Consider the following 19,830-nt stretch of genomic DNA (forward strand, 5'->3'; position numbering starts at 1 on the left):
CGGAGGCTGGGCGGTTTGGCAGAACGGAAGATGTATAGGAGTCTTGAAAGAGACTGAGACATGGAACATAAACCCATGGATGAATTAATCGTTGTCGCATAATACCGAGTTCTTGGATGCACGTCATCACATGAATGGGCATGACGTTGGAACGTTGCTACTCGCATCACATAAGAGAAGGGAGCACGGTGGATGGGTTCTGTGGATCAGCAATCACAACGTCTGGGCGGTACGAGGGAAGAATGGCTGGAGAAGGATCGCAAATATGTCTGGCACCACATCTCACCGCATAACGATCACCCGTTGATTGCCATTAGCGGAGAGGGCAGCTGGATTACGGATCAGGAGGGTAAACGTTACCTTGATGCCATGTCGGGCTTATGGTGCGTCAATGTAGGGCATGGACGTGAGGAGATTGCCAAACGTGCCTATGAACAGATGAAAACTCTCGCGTATATCCCGATGACACAGAGCCATGAGCCGGCGATTTTACTGGCTGAGAAGCTGAATGAATGGCTAGAGGGAGAGTATCGAATCTTTTTCTCCAATTCAGGTTCGGATGCTAATGAGGTGGCTTTCAAAATAGCCCGTCAGTTCCACCATCAGAATGGCGATCCCGCACGTCACAAATTCATCTCTCTTCACCGTGCCTATCACGGTAACTCTATGGGGGCACTGGGCGCCACAGGGCAAGCTGCACGCAAGATCAAATACGAGCCGCTCGGTGTAGGCTTCTCCCATGTTCCTCCGCCGTACTGTTACCGTTGTCCGTTTGGAAAAAGTAAAGATAGCTGCAATCTTGAATGTGCAGCCATCTATGAGGAAGTCATTCAATGGGAGGGCCCGGAGACGGTGGCTGCCGTAATTATTGAGCCGGTGATTACCGGTGGCGGTATGATTGTTCCTCCGCCGGATTATATGCGCAGGGTACAGGACATCTGCCAGCGCTATGGCGTGCTGTTCATTGTCGATGAGGTGATCTGCGGCTTTGGCCGCTCTGGACAAAAGTTCGGTCACCAGAATTATGGTGTACAGCCGGACATCGTCACAATGGCTAAAGGCATGACGAGTGCCTACGCCCCGTTATCCGCTACAGCGATAAGAGCCGACCTGTATGAGTCTTTTCGTGAACCTGGTACGGATAACCACTTTCGCCATGTGAACACGTTTGGTGGGAATCCGGTATCCTGCCAGGTTGCGCTGGCGAATCTGGAGATTTTGGAAAGGGAGCAACTGGTCAGCCGGGCTGCAGAGCTAGGTCAGCTACTTGGAGAGAAATTATCACCGTTACTTGAGCTTCCTTCCGTAGGCGATATCCGTCTATTCGGATTCGCCTGCGGCATCGAGATGATTGAACAGGACGGTTCACCGGCGACAACAGAGAACGTCATGAAGGTGCTAGCTCATTGTAAACGGGAAGGTATCCTGATCGGCAAGAACGGAGACACGGTGCCGGGCTTTGCGAACATTTTGACCCTATCGCCGCCCTTTGTCACCACAGAGGAAGAACTGGACCTTATCGTAAGTCATTTGTTTACTGCACTTCGTAGTCTGGATGAAGGTAGGCATGAGTTGATTTAACGCGTGACAAGGAGGAGAGGAAGGATGCAGACCAGAACCGAGTTATCCATTAATCAGCTGAGGCTGGATGAACGTATTGAACAGTTAGCTCAGATCGGCAAGATCGGAGATACAGGGGTATGCAGGCTTGCCCTTACTCCAGAGGACATGGAGGGCATCAATCAGGTCAGGTTCTGGATGGAAAAGGCAGGCCTTGTGACTCGAATGGATGCTTTCGGTAATCTGATTGGCCGCCTGGAAGGGACGGATGCAGCCAGACCTATTCTGATGGTCGGTTCACATATCGACTCCCAGCCGTATGGAGGTCGTTATGACGGTGCGATCGGTGTACTCGGTGCGCTGGAGGCCGTACAGTGCCTGATCGAACAAGGCGTACAGCCGCGTATGCCGATCGAAGTGATTGCTTTTTGCGATGAAGAGGGATCACGGTTTAACAAAGGTTTATTTGGTTCCCGCGGTATCACAAACCAGTTGGAGGAGGGGGAGCTGGAACGCCAGGATAAAAACGGGGTCACTCGCCGGGAGGCGCTGGCATCCTTCGGGTGTTCGCCCTCAGAATTCGCAGCAGCGGTGTACCCTCCCGGTTCCATTGGCAGTTATCTGGAGCTACATATTGAGCAGGGACCTGTACTTGAGGCTATGGATGCCCGGATCGGTCTGGTGACAGGCATCTCGGGTCCGCTCTGGCTCACAGTGACCATGAAAGGGATGGCCGGGCATGCAGGCTCTGTGCCGATGGGGATGCGTCATGATGCACTTGTGGGCAGTGCCAAAGTGATTGCGGCCTTTGATGATATGGTCCGTGAAGATCCGGGAGCGCCCACTGTCGGTACGGTAGGAAGTCTGAGGGTATTTCCGGATTCAAGGAATATTATTCCGGAAGAAGTGAGCTTCACCGTGGATTTGCGTGATATGGAGATGGAGCGGCGTAATCGGCTGGAAGCCCGTTTGATGACATTGCTGGATGAAGTCAGCTCCCGATACGGTCTGACCTATACCGTCACCGAGGATACCAACAGTGAACCGCGTTATTGTGCCGAGTCGATCATGTCTATCATTCGCTCTTCCGCGGAAGAGATGGGGATCGTGATGCCTGAATTGATGAGTGGCCCGTTCCATGATGCGCTCGCATTATCTTATGTGTGTGATTATGGCATGATTTTTGTCCGCAGCAAGGACGGTATCAGTCATCATCCCAGTGAATATTCCTCCCTGGGGGATATTGCGTTAGGTACGGAGGTGCTCTATCGCACCATTCGCAAGATGTGCACCGGTAATCCACCAAAGGAGGCGGGATAACGTTATGGCGAAAATCAGCATCGGTTTGATTCAGGCTTCTCATGAGATTGAAGGGTCGGCCCCGGTTGAAGTGCATAAGGAGGCAGCCATTCAGAAACATATTACACTTGTACGCGAGGCAGCAGCACGAGGGGCGAAGATCATCGGACTGCAGGAAGTGTTTTACGGGCCTTACTTTTGCACAGAACAAACGCCCAAATGGTATGCATCCGCAGAGCAGGTACCCGAAGGGCCAACGACCAGGCGTTTTCAAGAGCTGGCGAAGGAGCTTGCAGTTGTCCTGATTTTACCCGTGTACGAAGTGGAGGGCATTGCTTCTTATTACAATACGGCGGCAGTAATTGATGCGGATGGAACGTATCTGGGCAAATACCGCAAACATCATATTCCGCATGTCGAGGCGGGAGAGGGCACGAACGGCTTTTGGGAAAAGTATTATTTCAAACCTGGTAATCTCGGTTATCCGGTATTCAATACGGCTTACGCCAAAGTGGGCGTGTATATCTGTTATGATCGACATTTTCCTGAAGGGGCACGTCTGCTTGGGCTGGCAGGGGCAGAAATTGTTTTTAATCCATCGGCTACAGTGGCAGGCACCTCGGAGTATCTATGGAAGCTGGAACAGCCAGCCCATGCGGTAGCCAACGGATACTATGTAGCGGCAATCAACCGTGTGGGCATGGAGGTGCCGTGGAACATGGGTGAGTTTTATGGACAGTCGTATCTGGTGGACCCACGAGGGCGCATGGTTGCGATGGGCAGCAGGGATCAGGATGAAGTGATCATTGGCGAGATGGATACGGAGTTGATCCGTGAGGTACGTAATGTGTGGCAGTTTTACCGGGATCGCAGGCCGGAGACGTATGAACATCTGGTGAGCTTGTAGATCGGATTTACGGCGTTGTTGCAGGAGGCATAGGCATGGCATGTGTCTGGCATATCAATGGATGGTACGGCAATAATCTTTCGCGGGAGGTGCGTGACATTGATGAACCGTTCTGGAACAGCATGGTCGGATTACGGTTGGGAAAATCGTTTTAGCGAGATGAAACCGGTCATGACCAATAAGGAAGCGATGGAAGAGTCCAACCGCTGTCTGTATTGTTATGATGCCCCATGTATTAAGGCATGTCCTACGGATATCAATATTCCTTCTTTTATCAAAAAAATAGCAACAGGACATCTCAAAGGGTCAGCTCGCACCATCATGGATGCCAATCCGGTTGGCGCGAGTTGCGCACGTGTCTGCCCTACAGAAGAGTTGTGTGAGGGGGCCTGTGTGCTGAACGAGTCCTCCAAACCGATTCGCATCGGTGATCTGCAGCGCTATGCCACAGACTGGGCAAGGGAGAAGCATGAACCGCTGTTTCAAGCAGCCCCTGCCAACGGGAGAAATGTCGCTATTGTTGGGGCAGGACCGGCAGGGCTCTCCGCAGCACGTGAATTGGGCCGGGCAGGGTATGACGTCACCATCTATGAAGCCAAGGCGAAAGGCGGCGGACTGAATACCTATGGCATCGTATCCTTCCGTCTTCCGGAGTCGATCCCATTGTGGGAAGTCGAGCAGGTGGAGGCACTGGGGGTAAAGATACGATACGGTGTACGGGTTGGTGTAGATATAGCGGCCCCCGAGTTGCTGGAGCAACATGAGGCTGTCATTCTCGCATGTGGGATGGGAGCGGTCCCGATGCTGGGCATTGAAGGGGAGACACTGGAAGGCGTCTATGATGCGATTGAACTTGTAGAATCGACCAAGCAGGGTGTACCCCCGGCACTGCATGGTCTGAATGTAACTGTGATTGGCGCAGGTAATACGGCAGTGGATGCAGCGACTTGTTCCGTGCGTCTGGGTGCAGAGCGAGTACAGATGTTGTATCGGCGCGGAGAGCAGCAGATGACGGCCTATGCATTTGAGTACACGTTTGCCAAGCAAGAGGGCGTGGAGTTTCGTTGGTTTACGATGCCGAAGCGTATTGTTGGAGACGAGAATGGCAGGGTTCGAGCGGTGGAATGTGTGAAAATGGAACTTGTAACCCCACCCGGCGGCGGACGTGCGATGCCTGTGGCGGTGGAAAATTCATCCTTTATTATCGAATGTGACACGGTGATTCGGGCCATTGGACAAAATCGGTTATTGCCACTCATTGAGGCGTTCGAGCTGAAACATCATGGAGGTGTGGTAGAAGTCGAGGCGCATTCGTATCGTACCTCTCATCCTCAGGTGTACGCGGCAGGAGACGTCATTTTTGGCCAAGGCCAAGGAGAGGCCATGGTCGTTTCAGCGGTACAACAGGGTAAATTGGTTGCTGCCACGATCATGAAAATGCTGCCTGGTCGCTCGGAAGAAAGCGCGTAAGGGAGTGTGTACGCTTTCTCAGAAACCCATCTCCACGGGACTTCATACTGGCTCCTAATCGGCTAACGATCACCAGACACCCTATTTCTGCAAAAACAAGGCATGTGAAATTCTAACGATCACCACAAACCTTATTTCACCCAAAACCTGCGGATTCAGGCCGGAAATGGGCAAAAAAAGCAAAATAACGTTCCTAAGGATCGTTAGAATTCCCAAAGGCTGAATTTCAGTTGAATAAGCGCTGTGGAGATCGTTAGAGGGCTATCCTTGTTTACGTTCATCTTAGTTTTAGTTAGCGTAGATTCATCTCAAACTCACATCAAGGAGGGTTCGATATGGCTGATTTATCCATTAATCTGGCGGGCATCCGGTCACCTAATCCATTCTGGCTTGCCTCGGCACCACCAACCAATACCGGGTACCAGGTACAGCGTGCGTTTGAAGCGGGCTGGGGTGGCGCGGTGTGGAAGACACTTGGGGAGCCGATTATTAACACCTCCTCACGTTTTGCAGCAGTACATTTTGGCGGTCAGCGTGTGGCAGGCTTTAACAATATTGAGCTGATCTCCGATCGTCCACTGGAGGTCAATCTGCGCGAGATTGCCGAGACGAAGAAACGTTTCCCTGACCGCGCCGTCGTGGCATCTCTAATGGTGGAACCGAAGCGGGAAAAGTGGCATGAGATTGTCAAAAAGGTCGAGGACGTTGGCGTCGATGGTCTGGAGCTGAACTTTGGATGTCCGCACGGTATGGCAGAGCGAGGTATGGGCGCTGCATCAGGCCAACAGCCTGATCTTGTCGAGCTGCAGACGATGTGGGTAAAAGAAGTGGCTACCACACCGGTCATCGTAAAGCTGACACCCAACATTACAGATATTACGGCAACAGCCCGCGCGGCTGTACGTGGTGGTGCAGATGCGATCTCACTCATCAATACAATTAATTCTCTTGCTGGTGTTGATCTGGACTCATGGAACACGGTGCCGCATGTAGGCGGCAAGGGAGCACACGGTGGATACTGTGGCCCGGCTGTCAAACCCATTGCGCTCAACATGGTAGCGGAGTGTGCCCGTCATCCCGAAGTGGGTGTGCCGATTTCGGGTATCGGCGGTATATCGGACTGGCGCGATACGGCAGAGTTTCTGCTGATGGGCGCAACGGGAGTACAGATATGTACAGCTGCGATGCACCATGGATTCCGCATTGTAGAGGACATGATCGAAGGGCTGAACGATTATTTGGATGAAAAAGGACTTCAGAGTGTAGCCGAACTGGTCGGTCAGACCGTGCCGAGATACTCGGATTGGGGCAATCTGGACCTCAATTACAAGGTGGTTGCCCGCATCAATCGTGACGTATGCATCAATTGCAATAAGTGCCATATCGCCTGTGAAGATACATCACATCAATGTATTGATATGTTGACCGACCCGTCAGGTGCTTATCTTGAAGTGGTAGAGGAGGATTGTGTCGGCTGTAATCTGTGTTCCATCGTCTGCCCGGTGGACGGTGCGATCGAGATGATTGAGCTTGCACCGGAACAGGAGCCGGTCACCTGGAATGAACGTCAGTCGGCGATTTCCCTGCTACAGTCCATTCATAATCCATCAGCCAAGGAGGCGATTTCATGAGTACACGTACACTGATTCGCGGTGGTATTTTGGTGACGGCATCGGATACCTTTGAGGCCGATCTATTGATCACAGCGGGAAAAATTGCACAGATCGGCATCGGGTTAATCCCTGATGATCAGACAGAAGTACTTGATGCAACAGGCTGTTATATCATACCTGGCGGTATCGATCCGCATACACATCTCGATATGCCGTTTGGCGGCACTGTCACAGCGGATGATTTTGCAACGGGCACAACGGCTGCGGCCTTTGGTGGCACCACAACCATCATTGACTTTTGTCTGACCCAGAAAGGTCGTCCTTTATCCGAATCCCTACAAGAATGGCATCGCAAAGCCGAGGGGAAAGCAGTCATTGACTATGGATTTCACCTGATGATTGGCGAGATGAACGAGCAGGTGCTGGAAGAACTGCCGCAGATGATTGAAGAGGAGGGCGTATCGTCCTTCAAAGTGTTCATGGCATACAAAAACCAGTTTCAGGCTGATGATGGCATCCTCTTTCAGACGTTACAAAAAGCGAGAGACTACGGTGCACTTGTCATGGTGCATGCCGAGAATGGAGATGTTATTGACCTGCTTGTGAAGCAGGCGCTTGCTGAAGGTCACACAGCACCGATTCATCATGCACTGACCCGCCCTTCTATGCTGGAGGGAGAAGCAACGGGACGTGCCGCCCGTTTGGCCGCGCTGGCTGATTCGCAGCTTTATGTGGTGCATGTTACATGTGCCGAAGCAGTGGAGCAGATCGCGCGTATGCGCGAGATGGGATGCCGAATCTGGGGAGAGACATGTCCGCAATATCTGACGCTGGATCAGTCCATAATGGATCAGCCGGACTTTGAGGGTGCCAAATATGTTTGGTCACCTCCGCTGAGAGAGAAGGGGCATCAGGAAGCACTGTGGAATGCACTGCAAAGTGGGCAGTTGCAGACGATTGGTTCGGATCATTGCTCGTTTAACTTCAAGGGGCAGAAGGATCTGGGTAAAGATGACTTCAGCAAAATTCCTAACGGGGGGCCTGTGATTGAGGATCGGCTAAGTATTCTATATTCGGAGGGCGTAGCCAAAGGGCGGATATCGCTCAATCAATGGGTTGATTTGTGCTCAACCAGGGCCAGCAAATTATTCGGATTATTTCCACAGAAGGGAACCCTTGCGGTGGGAACGGATGCGGATATTGTTATTTTTGACCCTTCCGTTACTAGGATGATTTCGGCGGAAACACATCATATGAACGTGGATTATAGTGCATTCGAAGGCATGCAGGTGCAGGGGTGTCCGGTGACCGTGTTCTGTCGTGGGGAGTATGTGGTACGCAATCGGCAGTATGTTGGTACTCCAGGAGCGGGACAATATGTAAAACGTAATAAATATGATGCAGGAGCACCGATTCCGTCGAGGCAACCGGTGACTACTATTCATGGGGGGCGGGACTGATGTCGGAGCACGAGGCATTTGAACGGGAGAAGCTGGGCATTGAGCGATTGGTCGCACAGGGGTATCGAATCTGTTCGGTCCGGGAACATCTGGAGGGGGCTCATGTGATATGGGCACACCCTGATCTTCCAGGAGAAGATGTGGAGCAGTATGTGGGGACAGCCTTGGGCCGAAAATGGTTCAGTTACATTCTCATACGTCAGTTAAAGGAACAGCGTAGTGCATAGTTACTGTGTGATGGGAATGGCTTAACTGCCATTTCCCCATCTTAATATCCCTAATACGTACAGATGTGCACTCATTATACAAGCGATCCATGCACGTATTCATAGGCATAGAGAGCAAGTTCCATAGCAACCCGTTTCTCGGGTAGAAGGTAGTCTTTCCCTAAAAGCGATTCGATTTTGTCCAACCGATGGTACAACGTTTGTCTGACGATAAACAGTGCACTGGCCGTCTCTTGTTTGGAGCAGCAGAGCGCCAGGTATTGTTTCAGTGTAAGGAGCAGTTGACCTCCCTTCTCCGAATCATACCGGATCAGTGGGCCCAGGTATTCCGTAATAAAATCATTCAAGTTACCGTTCTGTTTCATACTGGCGATGATACGATAGCAGTGGAGATTACTGTAAAAGGGCTGCTCCATTACTCCGATATCTTTCTGAATACGTAACGTTTCCTTCGCGGATTCAAGACTCTCTCGCAGGCGTGGGTATTCCGAATAGTTCTGACCGATACCATACAGACCGGAGAAGAGCTGGTGAGTTTGCTCCTGCTCGTGTTGCCGAAGTTGCTGAATGCAGGACCACAGATTAGATTTACGCAGAGATGCAGCCTGCGGGTCAATGACAATGAGAATGATCTGGAGATTAAGTACAGTGCTATAGAGGGTGAAACCTTCCCGGGTAAATACGGAACGGGCAACGATATTACGCTGAATCAGTATCTTTTGCAGTCTGAGACTGTCGTGTTGCGCAGGGGTGCTGTCGAATAACACAACTGTGGCCTGTCCTGCACAGAGGGCCGGATTTACGGCTGCAAGATATTCATGAATTTCTTTCGCGGAGTGATGTCCGTTTAACCAGTCAATGACCCACATATCTTCCTTATACCGCCGTTTTTCCTCCATGTACTGGGTACGCATCCAATCCTGGGCTATGGCAGCGGCACATCGCTCTAGCGCATGAAAAACGTATTCGTCGGATGGGTACGGCAGAGCAGGAATGGAAGGATCAGGGTCCGTATGTTTATGAGGGAAAAGGATGAGGTCGGCAAAGGTGTACTCCAATGCCTGGACAGGGATGCTAATTGGATTCATTGATCGCTGCCCGGAAAAGGGGTCTGTTACTTCGACAGCCGCAGGGTTCAATGTATAACGGTCACGGGTATCGTGATCCATCGATTCACGCTGATCCCACCACTGTTGTCTCCGCTTCTCCAGTTGCTCACGTGGGACATGAGGAATGGCCGTCGCTTCACCTTCCAGCGGATATAAGGCGACAGCATACCCGGTATTGCGTGACAGCAGACGCAGTAGCGGCTGTACACCATCCCCATTCAGCAAAAGCTGATGAAAGGAGGTGGTGAGCTGATCCAGTTCCGCGACCATACGCTGATGACTGCGAATCAGGGCAAAATGCAAATCCTGTGTAATATCAATATACCGGACTTGTTCATGAAACCAGATCAGCGGGAAATCCTCCGCCTCCGCCAGTTGTTTCATCGCCTCAAGCTGTGATCGTGTATGTTCCCCGAGTTCAATGCATAACCCTGCGGCACCACAGGCAATCAATTGTTGCAGAAAAGACAGACCATGCGGCTTGCCTTCAGGCCAGCCGATACCTGTTGTCAGCACCAATTCTCCGCCGCTCAGCAAGCCCCCAATCTCAGGAACCTCCATAATATGTACCCAGCGTACATAACGCTCCAATGCACGCTGACTGGCAAGGTACTCGGCCTTGCGAAACACAGGACGTTTCAGCATGTCTCTAATTTGGATATGAAGCGTAGTCTCTCCCACACCATCACCGCCCTTTCCCATGACTCACCTGTAGATTTGATACAAAGGATGCTGGATTCAGGGTGTTCACTTGCTTGATTTTTAAGGATAAGTATACGTGCATTTAGATTGAATGAGATTAAACCGGACGTTCATTTAGTCTAGATAACAAAAATAATTGATCTTTTTGTTATATATCTTAAATGGCATCAGATTGGTAGCAGATATATGTTCGGCTTTTTACCATCGATACGATAAAAAATGCCCTTGATCAGGCACGGGAATCAWACGGATTCCAGTACCCGTCAAGGGCAAATCTTTGCTCGCGATCACATCTGAATCGTGGTGATAACGATAGATTAAGTTAATCGACGATTTTTTTCTTTTTGAATTTCATCAGGAACTCGTACACGATTGGCACGATGACCAGTGTGAGCAATGTAGAACTGATCAGACCACCGATAACGGTAATTCCGAGTCCTTTTGAGATGATACCTGCGCTTTCTTCGAGACCTGTTACCAGTGGCAGCAGGGCACCGATCGTTGCGAGAGCGGTCATCAGGATTGGACGCAGACGTGTAGCTCCAGCTTCCAGCAGCGCTTCACGCGTCGTGAGTCCTTCATTTTCCTTATGAATAACACGGTCGATCAAGACAATGGCGTTGGTAACAACGATACCGATCAGCATCAGTGCACCCATCATAGCGGATACATCGAGAGTGCCGCCTGCGATAAACAAACCGACCATGATACCAATCACGGTGAATGGCAGGGAGAACAGAATTGCAAATGGTGCAAGTCCGCCGCCAAACGTTACAACGAGCACAAAGTATACAATTGCAATGGCTGCCAGCATCGCCAGACCGAGCTGTGTAAAGGTGTCATTAATCTGTTCGGTTGTACCGCCAAACTTCACTTCAACGCCGTCCGGCAAGTCCAGCTTGTCGATGTTTGCTTTGAGGTTCTGTGAAGCTTTGGTCACATCGGCTGCCAGAATGTTCGCTGTCACCTGTACAACCACTTTGCCATCAATGCGCATAATGGAGTTGGGTGAAGTGCCTTCTTCCACTTTGGCTACATCTTTGATTGGAACTTGGATGCCCAGCGGTGAAGTGACCTTTTCATTTTCAATATCCTTGATGCTGCTGAACGTTTTGTTGTCCGTTTCTACATAGACTTTGTACGTTTTGTTGTCGATATCGACTTCCGTAAGAACTGGACGTTCACGTACAGGGCTCAGTGCCATTGCGAGTTGACCCGCCGTAAGACCGAGTTTGCTCAGCTTCTCCTGATCGGCAACGAGTGTGTACTGACCGTAAGTATCGGAGATGGTAGTATCTGCTTTTTCAAAAGAGTCCTTTTCCGCCTGAACCAGTTTCAGGACTTCTTCGGCTATAGGTTTCAACTGCTCTACACTGTCGCCGTAGATGGACAGGCTCAAGTTGCTGCCGCCGAACCCGCCAGACATGTCGAGTTCACTCCATGTGCCTTTAGTCATTTCTTTTTGCAAACCTTCAACCAGTTGTTTCTTCACATCGGTAAAGTCTTTGGTGTCTTTATTGTATTGAATGTAGAAGAGTGCAGAGTTACCGCCGCCTCCACCCATGCTAGCGAGCGGGCTACCGCCGCCGATGGAGTATTGCATCTTCTCCAAACCAGGCTGTTTCAGTAACCATTTCTCAGCAACGAGTGCTTCTTTTTCTACATCTTCACGGAGTGATCCTGTTTCCGGACTATATGTGATCGTAACGAATTTATCCTTTTGCTCAGGCAGGAAACTTGTGCCAATGAATGGGTACAGGAACAAGCTGCCGACCAATAGTAGAACCGCAATAAGAACGGTAATGATTTTATGAGAGAGCGTCCAGTTCAATAGACGTTTGTAGCTTTCAGCCAGTTTGCCCGGCTTCTCTTCATGGTTTTGTTTGTTCTTGATTCCTTTGCGGAACAGGCTGTGTGCCAGCATTGGAACAATGGTGATCGCAACCAGCAGGGATGCGAGCAGGGCAAATACCATCGTCAAGGCGAATGGCATGAACAACTCTCCGACCATACCGCTAACGAGTGCCAGCGGCAAGAATACTGCAATCGTAACAATCGTCGAGGAGAGGATCGGAATAAACATCTCGCGAGTTGCTTCACGAACCAAATCCCGGCCGCGGAGCTTCTCATTTTTGAGTGTTAGCCTACGATAGATGTTCTCGATAACAACGATGGAGTCATCGACAACCCGGCCGATCGCAACCGTCATAGCTCCCAGTGTCATCATGTTCAAGGTAATGTCCATCACATTGAGCGCCGTCAATGCCATGAGCAAGGAGAGCGGAATCGAGATAATGGAGATAATCGTTGAACGGATGTTACGTAGGAAGAGCAAGATTATCAGAATTGCGAACAAGGCACCAAATACAGCTTTGCCCAGCATCGTGTTGACGGAATCCTGGATAGGTTGACCTTGGTCAAGCAGGATCGTCAATTCGGCATTTTTGAATTGCTTTTGCAATTCTTCGGCTTTATTCTTGACGGAGTTAACCACATCCACCGTATTGGCATCATTGGATTTCACTACGGAAATACCGATGGATTCCTTGCCGTTGGTACGGGAAATGGACTCAGCTTGACCGATGACCTCGATCTTGGCAATATCGCTCAGCTTAACGGTAGGGATACCAGCCGCATTTGCGGCACCAGCGGTTCCTGATGGGTTCGCTGCAGCAGCATTGCCGCTACCCGCTTGCCCTGCCGCAGGGTTGGAACCTTGAGCAGCACCAGATGCACCTTGTTGCCCAGCCTGAGCTGATGGATCCGCAGTTTGACCACTAGCTTGACCAGCTTGAGCACCCCCACCTTGTGAAGTTCCTGGCGTAGCAGAACCTTGTTCTGTAGCCGCTCCAGCACCCGGGCCTGTACCTTGGGAAGCCCCTGGTGCAGCAGCACCCTGACCTGCACCAGCGCCTTGGTTTGCACCAGCACTAGCTCCACTTGGTACGACTGGGATTGCCAGATTTTTCAGATCATCAAGTCCGATGATGTTGCCGTCTACAACAACGGCTTTCTGGGATTTATCCAGTTCGAAGAGGCCGAGGGGAACACGAATGGATGAACCTTTAACGATGCCGTTCACCGTATCTTCGCTTAGTCCGAGTTCAGCCATTTTGGCTTGATCAAACGTTAATTGCACTTCTTTAACGTACTGACCGGACACTTGAACCTGAGCTACACCATCAATATCTTCTAGTGCAGGTTTAATATCCGATTCTACGAGTCGTGTCAGTTCTTCCAAATCCCCGCCGTCTTTGTCAGACAAACTGAGGGATACAACCGGGAACGAGTTAATGCTGAATTTGGAGATGGTTGGTTTCTGCACACTGTCGGGCAATTGCACCTCGTTCAGTGCTTCACGAACCGTAGCGGTCGCGTTAGTCAGGTCCGTTCCATAGTCAAATTCCAGCGTGATGGATGCCGCATTCTCCATGGAAGTAGAAGTGACAGTCTTCACACCCTCGAGGTTGCGTAGCTTCTGTTCCAGCGGCTTCGTGACATCTTCTACAATGCCTTCTGGAGCAGCGCCGGGATCAATCGCCGTGACATTCAGAAACGGTACATTGATGTTCGGGATGGTCTCCTGCTTCATCGTCATTCCGCTGTATAAGCCTGCGAATGAGATGATGATGGTCAGAATCCAGATCGCAAACTTGTTGTTCAGTGAAAAGTTAATAATCCCTTTCATACGTTGGTTTCTTCTCCTCTCTGTTTCTCCTGTTTATGTGTGTGACGAGTCAGCCTGGATAAACCGGTTATACATGGTATCCATAATGTGCTGAAGCTCGGAGTGCATCGGTTCAAGAATAGTGACACCTTCCAGGTTGCGCATCATACCGAGAATGATGGCACGCCTTGGCGTAAATTCCATGATCTCCTGCCTGAGTATGGCAAGGGTCTCAAGAACATCGTTTTTTGATTGACCGCTGGGCAGGTCGCTTGATGCGATATCTTGCATCTGTTTCAGAATATGGACGGGATGCCGCAACATGGTTGTATCCATTTGGGGTTCAGCAATCCAGGCAGGCCACTGATCCAGTGGAATCAGAGGTTCAGGCCGATGCTGGAGGCAACCCTGTGCTGCATAATCCATCATCTGCAAAAGATGTGTAGCCATCTTATTGACCGTAAGGGAAGGCATTTCGGTAAACCAGATTTTGACGTACGACAGGAAAAGTCCATGTGTCAGCAGGATAAGATCAATCGTATAAGGCTCAATCTCGGGGCCGTACAGATCTTCCAGTTTGCTTTTGAACCAATGCAACGTACGGATCTCAATATCTCTTTGCTGAGGAGTGCAGTGCTCTTTGCGTTGTTGTTCATCATCCATCATCATGCTGCGTAGCTGGACACGTAAAAATTCCTTCAATTCCGCGACATGCGTTAGCAGCACCTCAATCTGTTTATGTAGCCGTTCTCTGGAGGTCAGGCTGCTTTCATGTTCAATCTGGGACATCTCGTCCATAAGAATGTACACACAGCACTCTAATGTACTGGCTTCCAGTTCCTCTTTGGATTTGAACATCAGATATAAGCTGCCTTTGGACATCCCACATAATTCGGCAATCTCCTGCATGGAGGTTGCTGCGCTGCCCTTGGCCGAAAACAGCTTGAGCGCTGTGGTGATGACCAGTTTTCTTTTTTCATTCATCCCATGGATCGGGTTCATTAAGGGTATGTTCACCTCACTGGGAACTCTAAAGTTCTTGAATTGACTTTGTGGTCAAACTAAGTATAAACGAATTGTATGAAGGATTACAAATGTGCACGGTGTATGTGGGAGAGAACGGGGAAAAACACTGAAAAAAGAACTCAGAAAGAACAGAACTCAGAAAGAACCGAGAGAAGAACTCAGAAAGATTGGAGGTTGGAGAAGAATTGAAGAAGAACTGAGAGAAGAATCGAGAGAAGAGCAGGGATAAGAATTGAAGAAGAGCTGAAGAAGAGCGGGGATAAGAATTGTGATATAAATCGAGAAAGAACTGAGATAAGAATTGAGAAAATAAAATACCTTACACCAGCCTTAAAGTTGCACATTGCACTTTTGGAGGTGGGGTGGAAGAATACATAAAGGACGCATAGAAAAGGCATCAAGAATGCATCAGGAACGCATAAAGTGCGCATAAAGTACTCATAAAGTACGCATAAAGTACGCATAAAGTACGCATAAAGTACGCATAAAGTACGTATTAAGAACGTATTAAGAGCGCTTTAAGAGCGCTTTAAGAAGGCCACAAGTATGTAGGCCTGGCCACACGGCTGGGTCATCTTGATTCGCCAAACTCATTGCACCACACGTCAGGAGAAGCACGCGGTGCAAACATAACGAAATACATCAACACGCAAGAGGGCTTAAGAACGCTTCAAAAACACATCAACACATCAACACACAAGAGGGCTTCAAGAACGCTTCAAAAACACATCAACGCATCAACACATCAACAATGCTTTAAGGACGACTCGAGAACAAATCGAACATGTATTCTAACGATCTCAGCGGAGCTTATTTGAGCAATATAAGTCTTTTTGGAATTCTAACGATCACCAGAAACCTTATTTTGTTGAAAACACAAGCTATACGTCCATTGTGGCATCAAAATCCTGAAATAAGCTCTCCTGTGATCGTTAGAAATATAATCCCTGTAATTTAGCCCAAATAGCGTTACTGGTGATCGTTAGAAATAAAATGCATAAATCGTGCTACTTTGGAAAAGGAAAGACAGAAAAAAAGAAGGAATATCGAATGAAGGGAAGTGAGCAAGCAAAAGCAAGCAAAACAAGAAAGTAAGCAAGACAAGAGAGGATAAGTGAAGTGAAGTAAGAGAAAGAAAAAGAGAAAGAAAAAGAAAAAAGTCAAGTGGATCATTTACTTATGTTCCTCCCTGAAAATCGTATATAGCGAGCATGATAATCACTGCCAGGAAGAAGAGATAGAAGAGTGCCAGTGCAATCAGGAACGAATAACCGGTATATGCACCGATACGTACCAACCATTTTTTCATAAAAAGTACCACCCTCCTTCATTCCCATTAGCCTGATGACAAGGTTTTTCTTAGATTACATTATACCCTCAAAAATCACCTATTGTACTTAAAAATTTCGCCTGAAATTTGTATCTACACAATGCACCTACACAAACGCATCTACACAAACGGATCTCAACGAACGCACCTCAACAATCATACCAACAAAAAAGACGACTCCCTGAGTGAAGTCGCCTATCTGAATGTTATGTTATATCATATCCATTATATTGCTGGTAATCCTTACATTACGTAATGATTTTCAATCCTACTGCTGCAACCAAAATCATTGCAATAAATAACAGCCGCTTCGCTTCTTTCCGTTCACCAAACAGAAACATGCCCGTCACGGTACTTCCCACTGTACCAATTCCTGTCCATACCGCGTACGCCGTACCCATAGGAATAGATGTCATGGCATAAGATAACAGCGAAAAGCTGAATACGAATGATACCAACATCAGGACAATATAAGGCCATCCCTTGCGTGTGGAAGCCCCGTTGATGCCGATGACCCCAAAAATTTCACAGATTCCTGCACCTACAATCGCGAGCCATGCCATTAGACGGCACCTCCTTTAACCTGTGGTTCCTGCTTCTCTTGCTGATCCGTGACGAGTTTCAGCCCAATGACACCGCAGAGCAGCAGTCCAATCAACAGCATTTTAGCCAAACGGAACGGCTCACCAAAAAGCAGCATTTCGGTCAACACCGTACCGGCTGTACCGATCCCCGTAAACACGGCGTAGACCGTACCCACGGGCAGTCTTTTGGCAGCAGCAATAATCAGACCGAAGCTGATAATAATCGCAAGTCCCGTTAAAGACCATTCCCAAGCATTCGAGGCATGTTTCAGTCCGCTAACCCAGACAATTTCAATGATGCCTCCTACAAAAACATATAACCAGTTGCGGTTCATGATGTTCAATCTCCTTCTGGCACGATAGGGCGTGCCTTTTCATTCAAGCTGTGTATGCCATTCCAAAAGACAGGCCATGAAGCATCGAGCCGTCTCTTATACCTGCGTGAGCTTCCGTAAATAATCTCAACCGTGATGCCATCGAGAAAGGTCATAAAAGTAATAGCGGCCTGCTCTGCTGGAATAGGTGGAAGATCCCCTTCGCGAATCGCGCGCTGCAACAGCCTGGACAATGCACGCTCCATGCCGTCCAGAAATGGATACACCAGATCCATCACTTGGCTGTACAGATCGGGCGGCGGATAATAACAGTTTCGAAGCATCAGCCTGGCAGAGGCATGATCCTGATACTCCTGCTCAAACCACGTCATCATCCCCCGCAAACGTTCTTCCAGCGGCATATGGGCGTGATCACGGAAATATTCCAAGGTATGTCGCCGTACTTCATCAAAAGCATGACCCAGCGTGTGCATAAACAAATCTTCTTTGCAGCTAAAATGCGCGTATATCGAGGGTTTCTTAATCCCCACTTCATCAGCTATCGCTCTTAAGGAAGCCCCTTCATAGCCGTCTCTGGCAAAATGAAACAGGGCCGCGTCCCGGATGGTATAAGCGGTCATTATATTCACCTTCCTAACGGTCGTTAGGTAACATCTTTTCACACATTACATCCTCTGTCAAGACAGTACATAAAACATAAAAACAGAAAACAGAAAATACACCCGCTGCACATGAAGAGCGCAGACGGATGTATCTAGTCACAAGGATATATTGGATTATGTTGTGATCTGGAGTTGCTGTATGAGCGGAACAAATCATTTACAAAAAAACAGAGAGATTACCTTTCTGAAAGAAGCAACGCTGGAAACACAGGCTTAGCGCTTATCACCCGATTGTTCTTGATATAAGGCAATCAAAAAATCTGGTGAGTAAGCATGGCTATCCAGTTATTCTGTCATCGGAACATTCATGTTGATAAGCCATAGTTCAAGGAATATCGAATATACATGCGTCGGTTAGAAGGTAGTAAAGCCGAGAATGAGCTGCAATTTATACAAAATGCCTTTCAAGAAGGTCGTTTTCTCCTGAAACTCTTCCAGATTCAAGGTGAATTCGGCATCCTCGTTTGTCCAAATTCGCTCGAAATACTTTGCTACATCTACCGTAAATGGATCGTCTGCCGGAGCTGCAATCCACACATCGTTCTCCAGATTGTAGTCATTCAGATTCCGGGGAGTGAAGTTGGTTGATCCACCGAGCACGATATGATCTCCGCTAGCCTTCGCAATATACATCATCTTGGTATGGTACTGCTCTTTGGTGGTGTTATACCAACGAATCTGGATTTTGCCGTTCGATTTATCATGTAATTCGGCTGCTACAGGACGATTGGGGATGCCAATCTTCTCCTGACCAAAGGCGTTTTCGTTAGGGTCAAGCACAAGCCGGATATCGGTTCCCCGCTCCGAGGCATCCAGTAGAGCTTCCAATACTTTTGGTGAGGCGATGTAGAACATCCCCATCCAAATGGTATCCCCTTTCCCAACCTGGCTTAACTCATTCAGCAAGGCATCATTGACTTTGCCTTCGGTCACATAACGAAGACGAATAGACCCATCATCATCACTCGATTTCCCGGATGGGGAGGCCTTGGACGTTTCAGTATAGCCGGGGAGCTGACCTCCTCCGGATATGTCCACAACAGCTTGCTCCGATTGAAGGATGTCCCCAATGATTGGGCCGGTAACCTCAAAACCAATGTTAGAGTGGTACGCGCTAGGGTCATGAATGTTGCCTGATGATACAATGGCGGTTTTTTCGCTGAGAACAACCTTGCGGTGATTGGCCTTTACGTTCAGCAATTTCAGATAGGAACGCAGTGTAACATCCGGGCCATCTGTCGCCATCAGGTTGGGAACCCAGCCTTTCCCGGACTGACCAAACCACTGGAAAAACGTACGCCAGACAGCAGAATACACCGGGGTAGAATCACGCAGTGGATCAACATCTGTGATGACGACATGAATATCGGCCTGTTTCATCTGTTCCAATAGCGGATTGGGAGCTGAGTTATAGTTGGTGTTCACTTCATCCGTAATGAACCAGATGTCCATATCGGGATGCTGCATTTTTTTGGCAATAAGTGCATCGGTAAACTCCTGACTGACAGGTGGAAAGTTCTGTCCTTTGTGTTGATAGTTGTTGAACAGAAACATATCCACCAGAACAAATTGCTCGGCATCCTCAACTACCTGAAGCATCCGCTGGAAAATCTGCTGTTCATGCTGCATCTGTCCATCAGGAGTGGGATACGTGAGATCATGCAGGAACTCCACATTTTCCACTCGATATTCCGGGCTTTCATAGGAGATGCCTGGTGGTAGCGGTTTATAGGTCTGGTAGAGCATCACGGCAATGAGCCAGAGGATAAGTAGTGCAATTGCTATACGTATGTATGGGAATTTGCCGCGGGAAGACTTGCGGTCAGAGGTATAACGGTTCAGTGAGAACAAGGTTGGACGCCCCCTTTCTGTCTTTCTA

At 49.0% G+C, this 19,830-nt stretch carries 15 protein-coding genes; 7 read left to right on the forward strand and 8 right to left on the reverse strand.

Annotated features, from left to right (window positions below; all coding sequences use genetic code 11):
• Positions 1–192 precede the first annotated feature (192 nt).
• The 7 genes from AB4Z30_RS16400 (at position 193) to AB4Z30_RS16430 (ending at position 8,536) form a co-directional block, all read left to right on the forward strand.
• On the forward strand, positions 193–1,581 hold the full coding sequence (locus AB4Z30_RS16400) for an aspartate aminotransferase family protein (RefSeq protein ID WP_441928223.1): 1,389 nt from the start codon (positions 193–195) through the stop codon (positions 1,579–1,581).
• 24 nt (positions 1,582–1,605) lie between these two features.
• Entirely contained in the window at positions 1,606–2,880 is a 1,275-nt protein-coding gene (locus AB4Z30_RS16405) for a M20 family metallo-hydrolase (protein ID WP_441928225.1), read from the forward strand.
• Between the two features lie 4 nt (positions 2,881–2,884).
• A complete protein-coding gene (locus tag AB4Z30_RS16410; protein WP_441928227.1) occupies positions 2,885–3,766 on the forward strand; it encodes a nitrilase-related carbon-nitrogen hydrolase in 882 nt (293 codons plus the stop codon).
• 102 nt (positions 3,767–3,868) lie between these two features.
• A complete protein-coding gene (locus AB4Z30_RS16415) occupies positions 3,869–5,236 on the forward strand; it encodes an NAD(P)-dependent oxidoreductase (protein ID WP_441928487.1) in 1,368 nt (455 codons plus the stop codon).
• Between the two features lie 335 nt (positions 5,237–5,571).
• Positions 5,572–6,867, forward strand: coding sequence for an NAD-dependent dihydropyrimidine dehydrogenase subunit PreA (gene preA, locus AB4Z30_RS16420; RefSeq protein ID WP_441928229.1), 1,296 nt, complete (start codon positions 5,572–5,574; stop codon positions 6,865–6,867).
• Positions 6,864–8,309 carry a dihydropyrimidinase gene (hydA, locus tag AB4Z30_RS16425; protein ID WP_441928231.1) on the forward strand — a complete coding sequence of 482 codons (1,446 nt, stop codon included), beginning with the start codon at positions 6,864–6,866 and terminating at the stop codon, positions 8,307–8,309. Before preA ends, hydA begins: the two co-directional genes overlap by 4 nt.
• Positions 8,309–8,536, forward strand: coding sequence for a hypothetical protein (locus AB4Z30_RS16430; RefSeq protein WP_441928233.1), 228 nt, complete (start codon positions 8,309–8,311; stop codon positions 8,534–8,536). The genes hydA and AB4Z30_RS16430 overlap by 1 nt, the downstream gene beginning before the upstream one ends.
• Before the next feature lie 74 nt (positions 8,537–8,610).
• Here the strand turns inward: AB4Z30_RS16430 and AB4Z30_RS16435 are convergent, their stop codons facing one another.
• The 8 genes from AB4Z30_RS16435 to AB4Z30_RS16470 all read right to left on the reverse strand — a co-directional run bounded on the left by AB4Z30_RS16435 (position 8,611) and on the right by AB4Z30_RS16470 (position 19,802).
• Complete coding sequence (locus AB4Z30_RS16435) at positions 8,611–10,326, reverse strand: PucR family transcriptional regulator (RefSeq protein ID WP_441928235.1); 1,716 nt, start codon at positions 10,324–10,326, stop codon at positions 8,611–8,613.
• Between the two features lie 343 nt (positions 10,327–10,669).
• Complete coding sequence (locus AB4Z30_RS16440; protein WP_441928237.1) at positions 10,670–14,035, reverse strand: efflux RND transporter permease subunit; 3,366 nt, start codon at positions 14,033–14,035, stop codon at positions 10,670–10,672.
• Between the two features lie 33 nt (positions 14,036–14,068).
• Complete coding sequence (locus tag AB4Z30_RS16445) at positions 14,069–15,016, reverse strand: TetR/AcrR family transcriptional regulator (protein WP_441928239.1); 948 nt, start codon at positions 15,014–15,016, stop codon at positions 14,069–14,071.
• Positions 15,017–16,217: 1,201 nt separating this feature from the next.
• Positions 16,218–16,349 (reverse strand): hypothetical protein, encoded by a 132-nt coding sequence (locus tag AB4Z30_RS16450; RefSeq protein WP_275670044.1) that lies wholly within the window; start codon positions 16,347–16,349, stop codon positions 16,218–16,220.
• Positions 16,350–16,618: 269 nt separating this feature from the next.
• Positions 16,619–16,933 carry a DMT family transporter gene (locus AB4Z30_RS16455; RefSeq protein WP_441928242.1) on the reverse strand — a complete coding sequence of 105 codons (315 nt, stop codon included), beginning with the start codon at positions 16,931–16,933 and terminating at the stop codon, positions 16,619–16,621.
• Positions 16,933–17,289, reverse strand: coding sequence for a DMT family transporter (locus tag AB4Z30_RS16460; RefSeq protein WP_441928244.1), 357 nt, complete (start codon positions 17,287–17,289; stop codon positions 16,933–16,935). The genes AB4Z30_RS16455 and AB4Z30_RS16460 overlap by 1 nt, the downstream gene beginning before the upstream one ends.
• Positions 17,290–17,294: 5 nt before the next feature.
• Positions 17,295–17,909 carry a TetR/AcrR family transcriptional regulator gene (locus tag AB4Z30_RS16465; protein ID WP_441928246.1) on the reverse strand — a complete coding sequence of 205 codons (615 nt, stop codon included), beginning with the start codon at positions 17,907–17,909 and terminating at the stop codon, positions 17,295–17,297.
• Between the two features lie 396 nt (positions 17,910–18,305).
• Entirely contained in the window at positions 18,306–19,802 is a 1,497-nt protein-coding gene (locus AB4Z30_RS16470; RefSeq protein WP_441928248.1) for a phospholipase D family protein, read from the reverse strand.
• Positions 19,803–19,830: the final 28 nt, after the last annotated feature.

The organism is Paenibacillus sp. 2TAF8, from assembly GCF_052114825.1.
In the GTDB taxonomy this organism is placed as follows: Bacteria; Bacillota; Bacilli; order Paenibacillales; family Paenibacillaceae; genus Paenibacillus.